The following is a 19645-nucleotide window of genomic DNA, read 5'->3' as shown; positions in this document are numbered from 1 at the left end:
CACGCCCACGACCAACGAGGGTTATTCGGTGACGCCCGCTGCCTGGTTGACCGTGTCCACGTAGGTGGGCATGCCCGCCGCCTCGAGCTCTGCGACGTACGCGTCCCACTCCTCGATCGGCCGATCACCCAGGATGAACTGGGAGCTGGCGGTCATGACGAGGTCCTGCAGGTTGGTCTGCAGCAGGGACGCCTCCTCGCGCTGCATCTCGTCCATGGCGATCCCGGGGCCGTTCTCCGCGACCTCCTTCTGGTTCATCTCGTCGAGGAAGTCCTGCACCTCGGGCGCGAGCGTCGACTTCACCAGGTCCTCGGTGGATCCATGGGCGAGCGACCACACACCGTTGTAGTAGCCGAAGTCGGTGTTCAGCTGCTTCGTGCCGTCCGGGTTCAGGCCGCCCCAGTCGACGTCGTCGGCCAGGGTGCGGGTGCCGTCGGACTCCGTGGTGTAGGTCTCGCCCTCGACGCCCCACTTGGCGAACTCGAGGCCCTCGTCGGAGTAGTACAGCCAGTCGACGAACTGGAGCAGCGCGACGAAGTCGTCCCGCTCGGCGGCGCTCGACGAGAGGGCGATGCCGGACTCGAACTGGCCACCGGTGGTGGCGTCCATGAGGTTCCCCGCCGGACCGGCCGGGACCACGATGTGCTTCACCTCGGCGTCCTTGTCGCCCGCCTCCTCGAAGCCCGTGCGGTAGACGACCGCCTCCTGGTCGTTCGACCCGAGGGCGGCCGCCTTGCCGGTGGTGAACTTCGCCTTGGCCGAGTCGTCGTCCTGCGTGATCCCCTCGGGGTCCAGCAGGCCGCGCTCGACGAGGTCGGCGAAGTAGGTGATCAGGTCCTTGTAGCCCGCTGAGGCGCCCGTGTACTCGTACTCGGAGCCGTTCCAGGTCACGCCGTCGCCGAAGCCCCAGCCGGCCTCGGTGCCGAACCCGCCTGCGGCGGCCTGGAGGGTGGCCTCCATCGGTCCGTTGATGGACCAGCGCTCGGTGTACGGGTAGTCGATCTCCGGGTGCTCCTCCTTGATCACCTCGAGCTGGTCGGCGAACTCGTCCCAGGTCTTGGGGTCCTCCAGGCCTGCGTCCTCCCACCAGTCCCCGCGGATGGCTACCGAGTACGAGGGCTTCGGGTTCTCGTGCAGGCCGGGCAGCACGTAGAATTTTCCGTCGGCCTGCCGCAGGCGGTCCAGGTCCTCCTGCAGCCCCCACTTCTCGACCTTGTCCATGAAGTTCGGCAGGTAGTCGAGGTAGTCGGAGACCGGCAGCACGGCGCCGCCGGAGGTGAGCGTCTCGACGTCGGCCGCGTAGGTCGACGGGATGAGGTCGGCCGCGTCGCCCGAGCTGATCAGGAGCGACCGCTTCTGCTGCCAGTCGGAGAGCGGCACCGACTGGATGTCGAAGGTGACGTTCCGGTCCTCCTCGAAGTGCTCGAGGATCGACCAGTCGTCCTGGAGCGGGTAGTTCGGGTGGTCGCGGTACATCAGGCCGAGCTCGATCGGCGCGGTCGCCTTGAAGCTGGTGCCGACGCCGTAGTCCTCCATGGCGCCGACCATCTTGTCGGCCATGTCGACGGGGCCGCCGTCGTCATCTCCGCTGTCGGACGAGCACGCGGTGAGCGTGAGTCCGAGGGTGGCCGCCGCGGTCGCCGCGACAGCCCTTCTACGGGTGATCCTCATGATTCTTTCCTCCGGGGTGTGAACGTCGTCGTTCGACGGTGGACAAGCTCGACGGGCGCCCGCGTGCTGCTCAGCCCTTCACGGAGCCGAGCATCACGCCGGACACGAAGTACTTCTGCACGAACGGGTAGAGGCACACGATGGGCAGCGCGGTGAGCAGCATCGTCACTGCCTTGACGTTGGCGCCGACCTGCACGGCGATGTCGCTGAGGCCCTCGCCCGTGCCGGTGGCGCCGGCGATGATGTTCCGCAGGAACACGGTCACGGGGTACAGGTGCGGGTCGTCCATGTACAGGAACGCGGGGAACCAGGAGTTCCAGAACCAGACCGCGTAGAACAGGACCATCGTCGCGAGCACCGCCTTGCTCAGCGGCAGCACCACCCGGAAGAAGATCCCGTAGGTGGTGAGGCCGTCGATGGCGGCGGCCTCCTCGAGCTCGGTCGGGAAGTTCTCGAAGAACGACTTCATGACGAGCAGGTTGAAGACGTTGATCGCCTGCGGGACCACGATGGCCCAGATCGTGTTCTTGAATCCGAGCTCGCTGACCAGGATGTAGTTCGGGATGAGGCCGCCGGTGAAGAACATGGTGAAGACCGCGAAGCCGATCAGCAGCATCCGGCCCTTCAGGTACTTCTTTGACAGCACGTACGCGAACGTCGTGGTCAGCGCCATGGCGATGACGGTGCCGACCACCGTGTAGACCACGGTGTTCAGGTAGTTGCGCCAGAACAGCTCCTGGGTCAGCACCGACATGAGCGTCGTCGTGTTGAAGCCGATGGGCCACACCGTGACGTTGCCGCTGCTGATCGCGGCCTCGGAGCTGAACGCCCGCGCAGCCAGGTTGAGGAACGGGTACAGCGTGACGGCGGCGACCAGCACCAGCACGACTCCGTTGACCCAGCGGAACACCGTGTAGCCGGGTGTGTCCTTGATGGTGGTCGTCTGCGGTAGCGGGCGGGACAGGTCCGGGGTCTTCGGCGCCGGGTTGACGGCGGGGTCGGCGGGGTCGACGACGGGGGCGGGGTTCACCACAGGGAGCTCCCGGTTACTCGGCGCGAGATCGCGTTGGCGGAGAAGACGAGGACCAGGCCGATCACTGCCTCGAACAGGCCGATCGCCGTGGCGTAGCTCAGCTGCCCAGAGGTCAGGCCGACGCGGTAGATGTACGTGGAGAGCACGTCCGCCGTCGGCTGGGTCAGCGTGTTGTAGAGAAGGAAGATCTTCTCGAAGCCGACCTGCATGAACTGGCCGATGTTGAGGATGAGCAGCACCACCATCGTCGGCCGGATGCCGGGCAGCGTGACGTGCCACGTCTGCTGCCAGCGGTTGGCGCCGTCGATCCGGGCGGCCTCGTAGAGCTGCGAGTCGATGGTGGTCAGCGTGGCCAGGTAGAGGATGGTGCCCCAGCCGACCGTCTGCCAGACCTCGGACGAGATGTAGATGGTGCGGAACCAGTCCGCCTGCTGCATGAACGAGATCGGGTCCCCGCCGAACAGCTCGACGAGCCGGTTCACCGTGCCGTCCAGCGCCGTCAGCTCGAACACGAAGCCGGCCACGATCACGATGGACATGAAGTGCGGCAGGTAGCTGACCGTCTGCACGAACCGCTTGAACAGCCGCGAACGGAGCTCGTTGAGCAGGAGCGCCAGGATGATCGGCAGCGGGAAAACGATCAGGAGCGTCAGACCGCCGATGATCACCGTGTTCTGGAACGCCTGCCAGAACGCCTGGTCCTGGATGAACCGCTCGATGTAGTAGAGCCCTACCCACTCCTCGCCGAAGATCGAGCCACCGGGCCGGAACCGGCGGAAGGCGATGACGTTGCCGGCCATCGGCAGGTAGCGGAACACCAGGAACCACGCGATCGGCAGGATCGCGAAGGTGTAAAGCCGCCAGTGCTTGCGCAGGGCCAGGCCCCACGTCTCGTTGCCACGCAGCTCCGTTGCCATCCCCACCTCGTTGTGGAACGTTTTCGAAACTATCGGCGTCTTCACCGATAGCGCTTGTCGTCTGGGACAGTAGGGTGGCAGGTGTCACATCGTCAAGATGGTCCCAACTCCGCGTCGGTCACGATCTAGAAACGGTGTACCTTCGGTTCGAAAGTTCCGCGAACAATATCGAAAGGCGGGGGCCATGACCGGCGTACGCCCGGGCCCTACCATCGCGTCGATCGCGACCGAGCTCGGCCTGTCGGTACCCACCGTCTCCAAGGTGCTCAACGGCCGGTCCGACGTCGCGCCCGCCACCCGGGACCGCGTCGAGGCGGCCCTGGAGAAGCACCAGTACCGTCGACGGCGGCCGGCGACGGCGCCAGCGGGCACCGGCCTGATCGACCTCGTCTTCCACCGGCTCGGCTCGGGCTGGTCCATGGAGATCATCCGCGGCGTCGAGGCGGCGGCCGCCGAGTCCCGGACCAGCGTGATCCTGTCCGAGCTGGGCGGTGAGCACCGCCCGCCGGCCAGGTGGCTCGACACGACCATCGCGCGGCCGCCCCTCGGCGTGCTGCTCGTCGCGGCGAACCTCTCTGAGGCCCAGCACCAGCAGCTCGACCGGCGCGGCATCCCCTACGTGGTGATCGACACCGACGGCGAGCCGCCGGCCGACGTCGCCTCGGTGGGCTCGGACAACTGGAACGGCGGGCTGCAGGCCACGCGGCACCTGCTCGCGCTGGGGCACCGCCGGATCGCGATGATCACGGGACCCTGGGACATGCTGTGCAGCCGCGCCCGCGTCGACGGGTTCCGTTCGGCGCACGAGGAACGCGGCGTCGCCGTCGACCCCGCGCTGGTGCGCGAGGGGAACTTCTACGTCGAGGCGGGGTTCGACCTGGGCGTCGAGCTGCTGTCCCTGCCGGACCGCCCGACGGCGGTGTTCGCCGGTTCCGACATGCAGGCCCTCGGGCTGCTCCGCGCCGCGCACCAGCTCGGCCTGCGCGTGCCGGAGGACCTGTCCGTGGTGGGCTACGACGACCTTCCGCTCGCGTCGTGGGTCGGGCCGCCGCTCACCACCGTGCGGCAGCCGCTCGCCGAGATGGGAGCGGCCGCCACCCAGATCCTGATCGACATCGCACGCGGCCGGTCCCCGAAGGTGCGCCGCCTGAACCTCTCGACGGAGCTGGTGGTCCGAGACTCGACGGCCGCCCTCCACTAACCCCTTCTCTTTGTCGTGGGCGGCTCAGACGGAGCGGGCGTGAGTCGCCAGGCGGTCGAAGGCCGCGTCCAGGCTGACGTCGACCACCTGGGCCTCCGGGTGCGCGTCGAACCAGGACATCTGCTCCACCGCACCGATGTCGTAGGTGATGGTCGTGCCGAACTCCGGCACGAGCGTGCGCACCTTCGAGATGTCGAAGACCATCGAGTGCGCCTTGTCGCCGACCAGACCTGCGCCCATCTCGGGGAGCACCCGCGCGATCGTCTCGGACGCCACGTGCACCAGGTCCGGGTTCGGCACGCCAGCCGCCTCGGCCAGCCAGGTGTAGATCTGGTCCCAGGTGGGCGCGTGCGTGCCGGTGATGTGGAAGGTGTCGCCCACGGCGAGCGGATGACCGAGCAGCCCCACGAACCCGACGGCGAAGTCCTCGGTGTGCGTCAACGTCCACAGCGAGGTGCCGTCACCGTGGACCACCACCGGCTTTCCCGTGCGCATGCGGGCGACATCGGTCCAGCCGCCCGACGTCGGCAGCAGCGTGCGGTCGTACGTGTGCGACGGCCGCACGATCGTCGCGGGGAACCCGTTGTCCCGGTACTCCCGAACCAGCAGGTCCTCGCACGCGATCTTGTCGCGGGAGTACTGCCAGAACGGGTTGCGCAGCGGAGTGGACTCCCGGACCGGCAGCCGCGACGGCGGCGTCTGGTACGCCGACGCCGACGAGATGAACACGTACTGCCCGGTCCGCCCGGCGAACTGCGCGACGTCGCGCGCCACGTGCTCAGGGCTGAACGCCCGGAACTGCGCGACGACGTCGAACTCCCGCCCGCCCAGCGCCGCGGCGACAGACCCGGCGTCGTTCGCGTCGGCGACGAGGGTCTCCACCTCCGGGAGCGAACGGGTCGAGGACCGGCCACGGTTGAGCACCGTCACCCGGTGCCCGAGCCTTGCGGCCCGGGCCACCGAGGCATGGCTGATGATTCCGCTTCCACCGATGAACAGGATGCTCTGGGACATGGTCCCAATCCTTGCACCGACGGCGCCATCTACGCTGGTCGGCGGCGCAATCAGCGCTGGACCCGTGCGCTCCCGCCACCTGCGAGCTTGGCCACCTCGGCGAGCGTCACCATGGTGGTGTCGCCGGGAGTGGTCATCGCCAGCGCACCGTGCGCGGCGCCGTACTCGACGGCCTCCTGCAGCGTGCCGAGCTCCATGAGCCCGTACGCCAGGCCGGAGGCGAACGAGTCGCCGCCGCCGACCCGGTCGAAGATCTCCAGGTCCGACCGGTGGGTGGCCTCCGCGAAGCCCTCCTTGCGCGACCAGGCGATGGCGCCCCAGTCGTTGCGCGACGCCGACCGCACCCCGCGCAGGGTCGTCGCGATGACCTGGAAGTTCGGGTAGGCCTCCGACGCCGTCTCGATCATGGCCCGGAACGCGCCGGTGTCCAGGTCGGTGAGGTTCTCGTCGACGCCCTCGACCTCGAAGCCGAGCGAGGCCGTGAAGTCCTCCTCGTTGCCGATCATGACGTCCACGTGCTGGGCGAGGCGCCGGTTGACCTCGCGGGCGCGCTCCTCGCCGCCGATGCCCTTCCACAGCGAGGGCCGGTAGTTCAGGTCGTAGGACACGATGGTCCCGTGCCGGCGGGCGGCGGCCATCGCGGCCTCGGCCACGTCGGCGCTGCTCTCGGAGAGCGCGGCGAAGATGCCGCCCGTGTGCAGCCAGCGCACGCCGCGGGAGAACAGCGCGTCCCAGTCGACGTCGTCCGGCTTCATCTGCGAGATGGCGGTGTTGCCGCGGTCGCTCACACCGACGGCGCCGCGTGCGCCGAAGCCGCGCTCGGTGAAGTTGAGGCCGTTGCGTACCTGGCGGCCGATGCCGTCGTACGGCACCCACTGCACGTACTGGGTGTCGAGGCCGCCGGTCAGCATGAAGTCCTCGACCAGCCGGCCGATCTCGTTGTCGGCGAGCGCCGTCACGATCGCGCCGCGCAGGCCGAAGCAGCGGCGCAGGCCGCGCGCCACGTTGTACTCGCCGCCGCCCTCCCACACGTCGAAGCTGCGGGCGGTGCGCACGCGCCGGTTGCCCGGGTCGAGGCGGAGCATCACCTCGCCGAGGGCGACGGCGTCGTACGCGCTCTCGGCGGCGGGACGGACGTTGAGCGAGGTCATCGGCTCTTCTCCTCGGAGTCGATCTGTGCGGCGAGCGCCACGGCGTCGCGGGTGCGGGTGGTGATCTGGTCCCAGTCGCCTGCGGTGACGAGCTTGCGGTCGACCATCCACGAGCCGCCGACGGCGAGCACCGGCTTCAGGGTCAGGTACTCGGCGAGGTTGGCGGCGCTGACACCACCCGTCGGCACGAACCGCAGGCCCGGGAACGGCGCGGAGAACGCCTTGATGGCGGCAGGCCCACCGACGACGGACGCAGGGAACAGCTTGACGACGTCGAGGCCGAGGTCGAGCGCAGCCATGATCTCCGACGGCGTGGCCACGCCGGGCAGCACGGGGATGCCGTGCTCCTGGGCGCGGCGCACGACGGCGGCCGACAGCCCCGGGGACACGATGTAGCGCGCGCCCGCGTCCACGACGTCGTCGACCTGCTGCGCCGTGGTCACGGTGCCTGCGCCCACGACGACGTCGGGCTGGTTCTTCGCGACCGCACGGATGGCGTCGACGCCGCCCGCGAGGCGCAGCGTGATCTCGGCGACGGGCAGGCCGCCCGCGACGAGCGCGTCGGCCAGGCGGGCGCCCTCCTCGGCGCCGTCGACCACGACGACTGGCACCAGCCGGTGGGCGGCGAGGGTCTCGAGGACAGTGCTGTCCGGGGATGACATGGGACTCCTTGATGAACTAGGGTTTCGCTATGGTGAACGCCGATTGTTCACTACGGAACGCATGCTACGTGAGGGAGCCCCATGGATGCCAGTCCGCTCGGCAGCGTCGACAAGGCGCTGCTGGCGCTCGACACGCTCGCCGGCTTCGGCGCCGCCGGGGCGCCGCTCGCGGTGCTGGCCCGAGCCGTGGGCGTCAGCAAGCCCACCCTGCACCGCACGCTCTCCGCGCTGCGGCACCGTGGGTACGCCGAGCAGACGCCGGGCGGCGCGTACCGGCTCGGCCCCGCCGCGGTATCCCTCGGAAGCACCTACCTGGCCGAGGAGAACCTGCCAGCGCTCCTGCACCCTGCCCTGACCGCGCTCAGCGAGAAGACCGACGAGCTGGTGCACCTCGGGGTGCTCGCCGGGCGCGAGGTGGTCTATCTCGACAAGGTCGAGCCACAGCGTGCGGTGCGCGTGTGGTCCGCTGTCGGACGGCGGCGCGCGGCCGCGACGACCGCCCTGGGCCGTGCGCTGCTGTCGGTCCAGGACCTCGACGAGGCCGCGCTCACCCGGTTCGCCGGCACCGACACGAGCACTCAGCAGCTCAGGGGCGCGCTGGACGGCGCCCGGGCGAGCGGGATCGCCGGCGAGACCGAGGAGAACGAGGCGGGTATCGCCTGCATCGCCGTGCCGCTGCTGCGGGCGGGGCGGGCCGTCGCGGCCGTCAGCATCACCGCGCCGGTCGAGCGGCTCACGGGCGCGGCGCGCGACGACCGGATCGCCGCGCTGCGAGACGTGCTGCCGGCCCTGCTCCCGGCGGGTCTGACGGTGCCCCGCGCCGCCTGACACCCCCGCCCCGCACCGACGGCGGGACCGCAGGCCTGCTCAGCGGGCCAGCCAGCCGCCGTCCACCGCCAGGATCTGGCCGTGCACGTAGGCCGCCGCTGACGACGCAAGGAACACGACGGCGCCACCCATGTCCTGCGCCGTACCCCAGCGTCCGGCCGGGATCCGTGCCGAGATCTGCTCGGACCGCACCGGGTCCCGCAACAGGGCTTCGTTCATCTCCGTGTCCATGTACCCAGGGGCGACGGCGTTGACGTTGACGCCCTGGCCCGCCCACTCGTTGCAGAGCGCCTTCGTGAGCTGAGCCACCGCGCCCTTGCTCGCCGCGTAGGCGGGCACGGTGACCCCACCCTGGAAGCTGAGCAGCGAGGCCACGTTGACGACCTTGCCGCGCCCGCGCTCGAGCATCGGTCGCCCGAAGAGCTGGCACAGCCGGAACACCGCGCGCAGGTTGACCTGGAGCACTGCGTCCCAGGCGTCGACAGGGAAGTCCACCGCCGGGTACCGGTCCTGCGTGCCCGCGTTGTTGACGAGGATGTCCACCTCACCGTCCGCGAGCACCTGGGCAGCGGCGGCCTCGACCGACGCCAGGTCGGCCAGGTCGACCGGCACGAATCGTAGGTTGCGCCCGCCCGCGGCGGCGTGCTCGGTGAGCTCCGCCCCCGGGGCGGACCGCGCCATGACCACGACGTCGGCGCCGGCGTCGAGCAGGGACCGCGTGATGCCCTCGCCGAGCCCCCGTGCGCCGCCAGTGACGACGGCCGTCGAGCCCTCCAGGGAGAACGGTGCGCCCGTCATGCCCTCGCCCCCGCCGGGGCGACCAGCACCTTGAGCGCGGCTCCCCCGTCGGCCGCGGCGGCGACCGCCGCCGAGACCTCCGCCAGCGGGAAGACCTGGACGGGCACGCGGTCCAGGCCCAGCGCGTCGGCGGCGACCAGCTCGATCGCGCGCACGACGTCGGCCCGGGTGTAGACGCGCACGCCGCGCACGGACAGCTCCTTGAAGCAGACCGCCTGCAGGTCGACGGGTGCGGGCTTCTTGTGCACACCCACGACCACGACGGAGCCGAGCACCCGGGTAGCCGCGGTGAGCTCCGGCGTCACCGCCGGGTGCCCTGCCGCGTCGAACGTGATGTCGGCGCCCTCTCCGGCGGTGTGCTCGAGCACCACGTCCGTCAGGGTCCGGTCTGCGGGGACGACGGTGAGCCCGAGGTCCGCGAGCACGCTGCGGCGCCAGGCCGACGGCTCGCTCACGATGACCTGGGCCGCGCCGGCGTGCCGGGCCACCAGCGCCGTGAGAACGCCGATCGGCCCGCCACCGGCCACCGCCACGACGTCGCCGGCGCCGACCCGCGCGGTGCTGACCGCGTGGACGGCGACCGCGAGCGGCTCGACCAGGGCGCCCACGCGCGGGTCCACGCCGTCGGGCAGGCGGTGCAGCACCGACGGGGGCAGCGCGACGTACTCCGCCAGACCGCCTGGCGCGTCGATGCCGTAGAGCTCGAGGTCTCGGCACACGTGCGTGGCGCCCGACAAGCAGGCGCGGCAGTTCCCGCACGAGATCAGCGGCTCGACGACCACCGTCGCGCCGGCCTCCGGGCCGCCGTCACCGGGCGCGACCACGGTCCCCACGATCTCGTGCCCCGGCACGAGACCTGCGACGGCCCGGGGGTGGGCACCGTGCACGATCGCCAGGTCGGTGCCGCAGATGCCGTTGAACAGCACCCGCACCAGCGCCCAGCCCGGCGGCACCTGCGGGACGGGCAGCTCGCGCACGCTCATGGTGTCCGCCGCGGTCCACACCGCGGCGGTCATCGTGGTCGGGGTGGTCATGTCAGGCTCCGATCGGCTGGGTGGCCAGATGGGCGGTGCGTCCGCGCCCCCAGGCCCCGGGGTTCACGACCTCGCGCGGCGGGCTGCCCGCCAGCACGTCGACGACGTTCTGCGCCGTGCGCCGCTTCAGCTCGCGGTAGGACTCCTCCGTGTACCAGGCGAGGTGGGGCGTGAGCACCACGTTGTCGAACCGAGTCAGCGGGTGGTCGGTCGGCAGCGGCTCGACGTCGTGCGTGTCGATCGCCGCCCCGCCGAGCGCGTCCCGGTCGAGGGCCGCGACGAGCGCGTCGGTGTCCACGACGCCGCCGCGCGCGGTGTTCACGACGACGGCCGTCGGGCGCATCAGCGCGAGCTGTTCGGTGCCGATCATGCCCCGGGTGCCCTCGTGCAGCGGCACGTGCACGGACACGACGTCGGCGGTCGCGCACAGCTCCTCGAGCGTGACGGCCCGGACGCCGCGGTAGTCGGTACCGGGGGTCGCGAGCACGTCGAAGCCCACGACGTCGTAACCCAGGCCTGCCGCCTTGCGCGCCGTAGCCTGTCCGATCCGGCCGAGCCCGACGACGCCGAAGGTGCGTCCGGCGATCTGGTGCAGCGGCCGCACCTTCGGCAGGTCGACCCGGCCGGCGCGCACGCCGCGGTCGAGCAGCGGGATGCCGCGCGCCACCGCGAGCGCCAGACCGATCGCGTGGTCCGAGACCGCCTCGGTGCCGTAGTCCGGCACGTTGCAGACCGCGATGCCGCGCTCGGTCGCCGCCTGGACGTCCACCGAGTCCACGCCGACGCCGTAGCGGCCGATGACGCGAAGGCGCGGGAGAGCATCCATGAGCGGGCCGTCGATCGTCGCGTACTGCACGAGGATCCCGTCGGCGTCGGCGCAGGCGTGCTCCAGCGCGGCGCGGTCGCCCGCCTGCTCGACGCGGAACGTCACCCCGGCCGTGCGGGCGACGTCCTCCTCCTGGAGGAACGCATCGTGGTCGCACTCCGTGACGACCATCGTCGGGGCGGGCCCCTGGGTCGTCGTCGAGGCCGTCATCGGGCGAGCCATCCGCCGTCGACGGGGAGGATGGCGCCGTGGACGTAGTTCGAGGCGGGCGCGGCGAGGTAGAGCACAGCGCCGGCGATGTCCTCCGGCGTGGCCCAGCGACCGGCCGGGATCCGTCCGAGGATCTCGGCGTTGCGCCCGGCGTCGCCGCGCAGCGCCTCCGTGTTGTCCGTGGCCACGTAACCGGGGGCCACCGCGTTGACGTTCACGCCGCGGCCGGCCCACTCGTTCGCGAGAGCCTTGGTCAGGCCGGCGAGCGCCGACTTCGACGAGGTGTACCCGGGCACGTTGACGCCGCCCTGGAAGCTCAGCATCGAGGCGGTGTTGACGATCTTGCCGTGGCCCCTCGCGAGCATGGACCGGCCGACCTCGCGGGACAGCGTCCAGGCGGACCGCAGGTTCACCTCGATCACGTGGTCGAAGTCGGCGTCCGGGTGCTCGGCGGCCGGAGCCCGGCGGATCGTCCCGCCGTTGTTGACGAGCACGTCCACCTCGAGCCCTGCCAGGCGCCCGCCCAGCTCGGCGACGGCCGCCCGGTCCGAGAGGTCGGTGGCGATCGGCGTGAAGCGGCGGCCTGCCGCTTCGACGGCCCTGCGGGCGTCGGTGTCGCCGTCCGACATGGTCGTGCTGACGCCGACGACGTCGGCCCCCGCCTGCGCGAGGAGGGTCGCGATGCCCAGGCCGATGCCCTTGCTCGCTCCCGTCACGACGGCGGTGCGGCCGGCCAGGCTGAACATCCGGGCCAGTACCGGGTCGGTATCGGGTCCGATGGTGCTCGTAGTGCTCACGTTTGGTTTCTTTCGTCAGGGTCCGGGGTGTCCCGGCCGGGCACGTGGTGCCCTACCGGTCGCCCCCGAGTGCGTGGGTGATGTCGGCGGCTGTCTTGCGCAGGTCGCCGGACATCGCGGCGAGCTGTCCCTCCGTGTGCTCGAGCGCGAGCGAGGAGATCGACAGCCCGTAGTTGGAGTGCCCCGTGTGGTCGCGGACGGCCATGCCGATGCACACGACGCCCGGCACGTTCTCCTCGCGGTCGAACCCGTAGCCGTCGTTGCGGATGTCGGCGAGCTCGGCGCGGAGGTCCTCGATGGTCGTGAGGCTCCGGGCGGTCCGGCGCGGGAGCCCGGCCCGGTTGACGAAGCTTTCGATCGCGTCGTCGTCGAGCCGGGCCAGGATCGCCTTGCCGATCGCCGAGGTGTGCATCGGGATCGCGGCGCCGACCCGGGACGGCATCCGGTACGGCTTGTCGGAGTCGGTGCGGACCAGGTAGATGATCTCGTCGCCGCTGCGCACCCCGACGTGCACGGTGCACTGCACGCGGCGCACGAGGTCGTCGATGTACGGCTGGACGATCGTCGAGATGTCCACCCGGTCGTAGGCGATGCCGGCGAGCGACAGGATCTTGGGACCCGGCACGTGCGCACCGCCGTCGGCCACCTGGATGAAGTCCCGCTCGACGAGCGTGGTGAGGATCCGGTGCACCGTCGCCTTGGGCAGGTGTACCGCGGTCACGATCTCGCTGAACCGCTCGTGCGTCATCGCCGCCTCGAGCACCATCAGCGTCTTCTCGCTGGCCGTCGTCGCCTCGCTCATCACTGCCTCCTGGTCGTCACCGCATCGTGATCGTGATCGTCACCGCATCGTGGAGACGGAGAAACCGTCCATGTCGTCGAACGCCTGGTTCTCACCGGCCATGGCCCACACGAAGGAGTATGAGGCGGTACCGACCCCCGAGTGCACGGACCAGCTGGGTGAGATCACGGCCTCCCGGTTGCCGATGACGAGGTGCCGGGTCTCGGTGGGCTCCCCCAGGATGTGGATGACGCGCGCCTCGGCCGGCAGGTCGAAGTAGAGGTAGCACTCGGTACGCCGGTCGTGGGTGTGCGCCGGCATCGTGTTCCACATGGAACCGGGGTACAGGGTGGTGACCCCCATGACCACCTGGCACGACCGCACGCCGTTCTCGTGGATGTACTGGTTGAGCGTGCGGCGGTTCGAGGTGAGCGGGTCGCCCAGCTCGCGCACCGTGCCCTGCCCGGGCGGCACGAGCGTGGTCGGGTACGCGGTGTGCGCAGGCGCGGAGAACAGGTAGAACCGCGCGGGCCCCGCCTCCGCCGTCGGCTCCTCCGAGGCGAGCACGACGTCGACGGCTCCCCGTCCCACGTAGAGGCAGGCGCCGTGCTCCAGCCGGTGCTCCGTCCCGTCCACCGTGATGGTGCCGGTGCCACCCACGTTGACGATGCCCGCCTCACGGTGCTCGAAGAACTGCTCCGAGCGGATCTCCGGGTAGCCCGGCAGGGTCAGCGGAGCGGAGACGGGGCTGATCCCGCCGAGGACCACCCGGTCGTGATGGGTGTAGACGGTGCGGATCTCGTCGTCGACGAAGAGCTCGGGGACGAGGTAGCGACCGCGGAGGTCCTCCGTGGTCATCCCGGGTACCTGGTCGGGTGCGGTGGCGTAACGCTGTTCCAACTGAATGCCTCCTTGGCAGAGTGACGGGCTAGACGAGCCCGAGAAGAGTGGGCAGCCACATCGACAGCGCGGGGGTCATCGCGACGACGACGAGCAGCAGCACCAGCGCGACGAAGAACGGGACCATGCGACGCATGACGCTCTCGATCGACATGCCGGAGACCCGGGCGCCGACGAACAGGACCGGTCCGACGGGCGGCGTGATGGTGCCGATCGACAGCGCCATCACCATGAAGATGCCGAAGTGCACGGGGTCCATCCCGAACGCCGTGACCACGGGCAGGAAGATGGGCGCGAAGATCAGGACGGCCGGCGTCGGGTCCATGAAGCATCCGATGGCCAGCAGCAGCACCACGATCAGGATGATCAGCAGGTACGGGTTGCTGGTCACGGACAGCAGCCCGTCGGTGACGAGCTGAGGGATCTGCGCGAACGACATCACCCAGGACATCGCGGCGGAGACGCCGACCAGGAACATCACGATCGAGGTGGTGCGAGCCGACTCGAGCAGGATCTCCCCGAGGTCGCGGACCTTGATCGCCCGGTAGACGAACGCGAGCACCAGGGAGTAGACCACCGCGATGCAGGACGCCTCCGTCGGGGTGAAGAAGCCCGCCAGGATGCCGCCGATCACGACGACGATGAGCAGCAGGGCCGGGATCGCCTCGACGGCCACCCGCATAGCGGCCGGGAACGACAGTCGCACCGAGATCCGCAGCTCGGGCCGCTTGCGGGCGTACAGGTGCACGATCACCATGCAGACGGCTGCCCAGAGCAGGCCGGGGATGTAGCCGGCCATGAAGAGCGCGGCGATCGACGTGCTCGACACCAGCGAGTAGACGATCATCAGGTTGCTCGGCGGGATGATCATCCCCGCCGGGGCCGACGCAATGTTGGTCGCGGCCGCGAAGTCCTTCGGGTAGCCCTCCTTGGCCTGCAGGGGACCCATCGTGGAACCCACGGCGGCGACGGACGCCACCGCCGAGCCGGAGACCGCGCCGAACATCGCGTTCGCCGCGACGTTGGTCTGGGCGAGCGAGCCGGGGGCGCGTCCGACCAGCATCTTGGCGAAGTTGACGAGCCGCAGCGCTATCCCGCCGTTGTTCATGATCACGCCCGCGAGCACGAAGAACGGGATCGCCAGCAGCGAGAAGTTGTTGATGCCGCGGAACATCTGCTGTGCAGACGTCAGCAGCCCGTCCTCGAAGCCCAGGGCCGTGATCGCCGCGGCGGCGGCGGACATGCCCACCGCCACGGAGACCGGGATCCCCAGGACGAGAAGAACGACGATACCTACCACCAGGACGAGCCCGGCGAGTGCAGCCACCTCCATGTGTACAGCCTCCTCAGATGGCGTCCGGCTCGCCGTCGGCGGTGGCGTTCTCCACGCCACGCACGACGGCCACCAGGTGGTAGACGGTGTAGAAGAGCACCAGGACCCCCGACAGCGGGAGCGCAAGGTACAGCCAGCCGACCTTCAGCGGCAGCCCGGGCATGCTCTGGTTCCAGGCGAGCTCCGAGACCTGCCAGCCGCCGTAGACGAGCACCAGGACGGCGAAGGCCGCGATCACTATCTGGCCCAGCACGGCGTTCCAGCGCTGCACGCGCCCGGGCAGCTTGCGGACCAGCGCGTCGACGGCGATGTGTCCCCGCTCGCCGAAGACGAGCGCGGCGCCGAAGAGCCCGAGCCAGATGAAGACGTACTTGGCGAGCTCCTCTGACCAGGTGCTCGGTGCGTTCAGCACCTGTCGGGAGAAGACCTGCCACACGACGATCAGCACCAGGGCCGCGAACAGCCCGATGCACAACCAGCGCAGTGCGACATCAAGACCTCGTTTGGCGTATGTCATCGCTCGAGATCCTCAGTACCGGGTCACTCGGCGGCCGCGCGGACGCTGTCGTGCAGGTCCTTGGCGGTGTCGGTGGTCAGCTTCTCGTCCAGGAGGGGCTTGACGGCGTCCCGGAAGGGCGCGACGTCCGGCTCGTTGAACTCGGCGCCGGCCTCCTCGGCAGCGGCCTGGCTCTCGGTCATGACCTTCGCCGTGAGCTCGCTGGACTCCTCGAACGCCACCTGGAGCTCCTCGAGGAACACCGCGCGGTCCTCCTCGGACATCGAGTCGAAGGCCTCGGGGCTCGTGATGAGGAGGTCCGGGATCATGAGGTGCTTGGTGTACGAGTAGTACGGCGCCACCTCGTCGTGCTTGAGGTTCGCGTAGATCGACTCGTTGTTCTCGGCGCCGTCGAGCACACCCGACTGGATCGCGGTGTAGACCTCGCCCTGCCCCATCGGCGTACCGGTGCCGCCCATGAGCTCGAGCATCCGCGTGTTGGTGTCCGACTCCATGACCCGGATCTTGAGACCGGCGAGGTCCTCGGGCGTCTCGATCGGGTGCGACGAGTTGTACACGCTGCGGGTTCCGGCGGAGAAGCCGCCGAGCACCCGGATGTTCTGGTCCTCGATCGAGGTGTACAGGTCACCGGTGATCTCCGGGTCGTTGAGCACCGCTTCCTGGTGCTCCTGCGAGTCGTACACGTACGGCAGGTTCAGCGCGACGAAGTCGGGGTTGAAGTTCTCCAGCAGCGACCCGGCCACGAGCGCGAAGTCCACGGTCCCGGCCTGGACCAGCTCCACCGTGTCCTTCTGGGCGCCCAGCGTCTCGTTCGGGAAGACCTCGAGCGAGTACCGCCCGTCGGTCCGCTCCGCGAGGCGCTCACCGAGGTGGGTCATGGCGACCGCCTCGGGCTGGTCCGCGTTCTGGTTGAAGGCGACCTTGAAGACCGTCTCCGCCTCGGGGGCCCCGGCACCGCCGGTGGTCTCGGCGCTCCCCTCGGCGGGAGCCTCGAACCCACCGCCACAGGCCGTGAGTGCCACGGCCACGAGCGCCGCCGTGCCTACGGCGGCCATCTTCTTGAGCCTCATCGCTTCTCCTTCTGCTCAACATCGAGCGGGACGTTCATCCGGTGCTTTGATCCGCCTAGCGGAACTGAGTTCTGTCGTACGGAACCATCTTGACGGGGAACATGTCAAACTCCGCGCGGTACGTGGCACGTGCGGCCTGTGGCACGTGCGGTCGGCAATACGTCAGGTGGTCGGCAGCTCGGGCTGCCGACCACCTGACGTTTTGCCGAACGCTTGACGTCCTGCCGACCACGCACGAAGGCCCGGCCACCCCTGTTCGGGGTGACCGGGCCTTCGTTACGGTCCGGGAGCCTTACCGGGCGGTTACGCCCCGCCGGCAGCCATCTGGCCCGACGGCGGCAGGTCGCGCGGCACCAGCCCGGCGCCCGCGGGCACCGACTGCGGCTCGGCCGGGGTCGGACGACGACGCTCGTCGCGCTCCACACCGCGGAACGTGAACTCGCCGAGGATGCCCTCGCCCTCGCCGTCGATGATCACCAGCTGACCGGCCGTGAGCTCGCCGAACAGGATCTTCTCGGACAGGGTGTCCTCGATCTCCCGCTGGATCGCCCGCTTGAGCGGACGGGCGCCGAGCACCGGGTCGTAGCCCTTCTCCGCCAGCAGGTGCTTGGCGGCGGGGGTGAGCTCGAGGCCCATGTCCCGGTCGCGCATACGACGGTCGAGCTTCGCGATCTCCAGGTCGACGATCTCGATGATCTCGTCCTGGGAGAGCTGCGGGAACACGATCGTGTCGTCGACGCGGTTGAGGAACTCCGGCCGGAAGTGCTGCTTGAGCTCCTCGTTGACCTTCGCCTTCATGCGCTCGTAGGAGGTCACCAGGTCGCCGCCGGCGTTGAAGCCGGTCTGGACGCCCTTGGCGATGTCCCGCGTGCCGAGGTTCGTGGTCATGATGATGACGGTGTTCTTGAAGTCGACCACTCGACCCTGCGAGTCGGTGAGCCGACCGTCCTCGAGCACCTGCAGCAGCGAGTTGAAGATGTCGGCGTGCGCCTTCTCCACCTCGTCGAACAGGACCACGGAGAACGGCTTGCGCCGCACCTTCTCGGTGAGCTGGCCACCCTCGTCGTAACCGACGTATCCGGGCGGGGAGCCGAACAGTCGCGAGACCGTGTGCTTCTCCGAGAACTCGGACATGTCGAGCTGGATGAGGGCGTCGTCGTCACCGAACAGGAACTCGGCGAGCGCCTTGGCGAGCTCGGTCTTACCGACACCGGTGGGGCCGGCGAAGATGAACGAGCCACCGGGGCGCTTCGGGTCCTTGAGCCCTGCACGCGTACGGCGGATGGCCTGCGACAGCGCCTTGATGGCCGCCTCCTGGCCGACGACCCGCTTGTGGATCTCCGCCTCCATGTTGAGCAGGCGGCTGGACTCCTCCTCGGTGAGCTTGACGACCGGGATGCCCGTGGACATCGCCAGCACCTCGGCGATCAGCTCGTCGTCGACCTCTGCGACCGTGTCCAAGTCACCCGACTTCCAGGCCTTCTCCTTGTCCGCGCGGACCTGCGTGAGCTGCTTCTCCTTGTCCCGCAGCCCGGCGGCCTTCTCGAAGTCCTGCTCGTCGATCGCCGACTCCTTCTCGCGGCGCGCCTCGGCGATGTTCTCGTCGAGCTCCTTGAGCTCCGGCGGAGCCGTCATACGACGGATGCGGAGCCGTGCGCCGGCCTCGTCGATCAGGTCGATCGCCTTGTCCGGAAGGAACCGGTCGTTGATGTACCGGTCGGCGAGCGTGGCGGCCGAGACCAGCGCGGAGTCCGTGATGGACACGCGGTGGTGCGCCTCGTAGCGGTCGCGCAGGCCCTTGAGGATCTCGATGGCGTGCTCGAGCGACGGCTCGGACACCTGGATCGGCTGGAAGCGACGCTCCAGGGCCGGGTCCTTCTCGACGTACTTGCGGTACTCGTCGAGCGTGGTGGCACCGATGGTCTGGAGCTCACCGCGGGCCAGCATGGGCTTCAGGATCGAGGCGGCGTCGATAGCACCCTCGGCGGCACCCGCACCCACCAGGGTGTGGATCTCGTCGATGAACAGGATGATGTCGCCGCGCGTACGGATCTCCTTGAGCACCTTCTTGAGGCGCTCCTCGAAGTCACCGCGGTAGCGCGACCCGGCGACCAGCGCGCCGAGGTCCAGCGTGTACAGCTGCTTGTCCTTGAGCGTCTCCGGGACATCGCCCTTGACGATGTCCTGCGCCAGGCCCTCGACGACGGCCGTCTTGCCGACGCCCGGCTCGCCGATCAGCACCGGGTTGTTCTTGGTGCGGCGGGACAGGACCTGCATGACCCGCTCGATCTCCTGCGTACGACCGATGACCGGGTCCAGCTTGCCCTCGCGCGCGGCCTGGGTGAGGTTGCGGCCGAACTGGTCGAGCACGGCCGAGCCGGCTGGCTGCCCCTCCTGGGGGCCGCCCGCCGAGACCGGCTCCTTACCCTGGTAGCCGCTCAGCAGCTGGATGACCTGCTGGCGCACCTTGTTCAGGTCGGCACCCATCTTGGTGAGCACCTGTGCTGCGACGCCCTCGCCCTCGCGGATGAGGCCGAGCAGGATGTGCTCCGTGCCGATGTAGTTGTGGCCGAGCTGCAGCGCCTCGCGGAGCGACAGCTCAAGCACCTTCTTGGCGCGCGGCGTGAACGGGATGTGCCCGCTCGGCGCCTGCTGCCCCTCACCGATGATCTCGGTGACCTGGGTGCGGACGCCGTCGAGCGAGATCCCCAGCGACTCGAGCGCCTTGGCGGCAACGCCTTCACCCTCGTGGATGAGGCCGAGCAGGATGTGCTCCGTGCCGATGTAGTTGTGGTTGAGCATCCGCGCCTCTTCTTGGGCGAGGACGACGACCCGACGGGCGCGATCCGTAAATCTCTCGAACATGTGCTGCTCCTCACGCGGGCGGCGGGCACCTGCCACC

Annotated in this window: 18 protein-coding genes; 2 read left to right on the top strand and 16 right to left on the bottom strand. The window is 69.7% G+C overall.

All coding sequences use genetic code 11. The features are described 5' to 3' along the window. Positions 1–21: 21 nt before the first annotated feature. From APR04_RS20075 to APR04_RS20065, 3 genes are all read right to left on the bottom strand, one after another. Entirely contained in the window at positions 22–1671 is a 1650-nt protein-coding gene (locus tag APR04_RS20075; RefSeq protein ID WP_253873534.1) for an ABC transporter substrate-binding protein, read from the bottom strand. 70 nt (positions 1672–1741) lie between these two features. After that, positions 1742–2704: a carbohydrate ABC transporter permease gene (locus APR04_RS20070; RefSeq protein ID WP_372496144.1), complete on the bottom strand. Its 963-nt coding sequence runs from the start codon at positions 2702–2704 to the stop codon at positions 1742–1744. Then, complete coding sequence (locus tag APR04_RS20065; RefSeq protein WP_253873532.1) at positions 2698–3621, bottom strand: ABC transporter permease; 924 nt, start codon at positions 3619–3621, stop codon at positions 2698–2700. Before APR04_RS20065 ends, APR04_RS20070 begins: the two co-directional genes overlap by 7 nt. Before the next feature lie 184 nt (positions 3622–3805). Here APR04_RS20065 and APR04_RS20060 point away from each other — a divergent pair, with 184 nt between their 5' ends. After that, on the top strand, positions 3806–4822 hold the full coding sequence (locus APR04_RS20060) for a LacI family DNA-binding transcriptional regulator (RefSeq protein WP_253873530.1): 1017 nt from the start codon (positions 3806–3808) through the stop codon (positions 4820–4822). Positions 4823–4846: 24 nt separating this feature from the next. Here APR04_RS20060 and APR04_RS20055 read toward each other — a convergent pair whose 3' ends face one another. From APR04_RS20055 to eda, 3 genes are read right to left on the bottom strand one after another with little or no spacing between them, the layout of a single operon-like run. Continuing rightward, positions 4847–5836, bottom strand: a complete 990-nt coding sequence (locus APR04_RS20055; protein WP_253873528.1) for an NAD-dependent epimerase/dehydratase family protein — start codon at positions 5834–5836, stop codon at positions 4847–4849. A 50-nt stretch (positions 5837–5886) separates the two neighbouring features. After that, positions 5887–6987 carry a sugar kinase gene (locus APR04_RS20050; protein WP_253873526.1) on the bottom strand — a complete coding sequence of 367 codons (1101 nt, stop codon included), beginning with the start codon at positions 6985–6987 and terminating at the stop codon, positions 5887–5889. Further along, complete coding sequence (gene eda / locus APR04_RS20045; RefSeq protein WP_253873524.1) at positions 6984–7649, bottom strand: bifunctional 4-hydroxy-2-oxoglutarate aldolase/2-dehydro-3-deoxy-phosphogluconate aldolase; 666 nt, start codon at positions 7647–7649, stop codon at positions 6984–6986. Before eda ends, APR04_RS20050 begins: the two co-directional genes overlap by 4 nt. A gap of 81 nt (positions 7650–7730) precedes the next feature. On the opposite strand from eda, the gene APR04_RS20040 reads away from it, so the two are divergent. Continuing rightward, positions 7731–8477: an IclR family transcriptional regulator gene (locus APR04_RS20040; RefSeq protein WP_253873522.1), complete on the top strand. Its 747-nt coding sequence runs from the start codon at positions 7731–7733 to the stop codon at positions 8475–8477. 39 nt (positions 8478–8516) lie between these two features. On the opposite strand, the gene APR04_RS20035 is transcribed toward APR04_RS20040, so the two are convergent. From APR04_RS20035 to APR04_RS19990, 10 genes are all read right to left on the bottom strand, one after another. Then, a complete protein-coding gene (locus APR04_RS20035; RefSeq protein ID WP_253873520.1) occupies positions 8517–9275 on the bottom strand; it encodes an SDR family oxidoreductase in 759 nt (252 codons plus the stop codon). After that, on the bottom strand, positions 9272–10309 hold the full coding sequence (locus tag APR04_RS20030; protein WP_253873517.1) for a zinc-dependent alcohol dehydrogenase: 1038 nt from the start codon (positions 10307–10309) through the stop codon (positions 9272–9274). The genes APR04_RS20035 and APR04_RS20030 overlap by 4 nt, the downstream gene beginning before the upstream one ends. Before the next feature lies 1 nt (position 10310). Beyond that, entirely contained in the window at positions 10311–11345 is a 1035-nt protein-coding gene (locus APR04_RS20025) for a C-terminal binding protein (protein WP_253873515.1), read from the bottom strand. Beyond that, positions 11342–12091 (bottom strand): SDR family oxidoreductase, encoded by a 750-nt coding sequence (locus APR04_RS20020; RefSeq protein ID WP_301312757.1) that lies wholly within the window; start codon positions 12089–12091, stop codon positions 11342–11344. The genes APR04_RS20025 and APR04_RS20020 overlap by 4 nt, the downstream gene beginning before the upstream one ends. 103 nt (positions 12092–12194) lie before the next feature. Further along, positions 12195–12944, bottom strand: a complete 750-nt coding sequence (locus APR04_RS20015; protein WP_253873513.1) for an IclR family transcriptional regulator — start codon at positions 12942–12944, stop codon at positions 12195–12197. 39 nt (positions 12945–12983) lie between these two features. Then, positions 12984–13823 (bottom strand): 5-dehydro-4-deoxy-D-glucuronate isomerase, encoded by an 840-nt coding sequence (kduI, locus tag APR04_RS20010; protein ID WP_253873511.1) that lies wholly within the window; start codon positions 13821–13823, stop codon positions 12984–12986. A gap of 28 nt (positions 13824–13851) precedes the next feature. Further along, positions 13852–15156: a TRAP transporter large permease gene (locus tag APR04_RS20005; protein WP_253873509.1), complete on the bottom strand. Its 1305-nt coding sequence runs from the start codon at positions 15154–15156 to the stop codon at positions 13852–13854. A 13-nt stretch (positions 15157–15169) separates the two neighbouring features. Further along, entirely contained in the window at positions 15170–15673 is a 504-nt protein-coding gene (locus APR04_RS20000; RefSeq protein WP_253873508.1) for a TRAP transporter small permease, read from the bottom strand. Between the two features lie 23 nt (positions 15674–15696). Then, positions 15697–16743: a TRAP transporter substrate-binding protein gene (locus APR04_RS19995; RefSeq protein ID WP_253873506.1), complete on the bottom strand. Its 1047-nt coding sequence runs from the start codon at positions 16741–16743 to the stop codon at positions 15697–15699. 303 nt (positions 16744–17046) lie between these two features. Continuing rightward, a complete protein-coding gene (locus APR04_RS19990; RefSeq protein WP_253873504.1) occupies positions 17047–19608 on the bottom strand; it encodes an ATP-dependent Clp protease ATP-binding subunit in 2562 nt (853 codons plus the stop codon). Positions 19609–19645 lie beyond the last annotated feature (37 nt).

It is taken from the genome of Promicromonospora umidemergens (assembly GCF_024171995.1).
Classification (GTDB): Bacteria; Actinomycetota; Actinomycetes; order Actinomycetales; family Cellulomonadaceae; genus Promicromonospora; species Promicromonospora umidemergens.
Note: the sequence above shows the minus strand (reverse complement) of the source record. Positions and strands in the feature narration are given on the sequence as shown.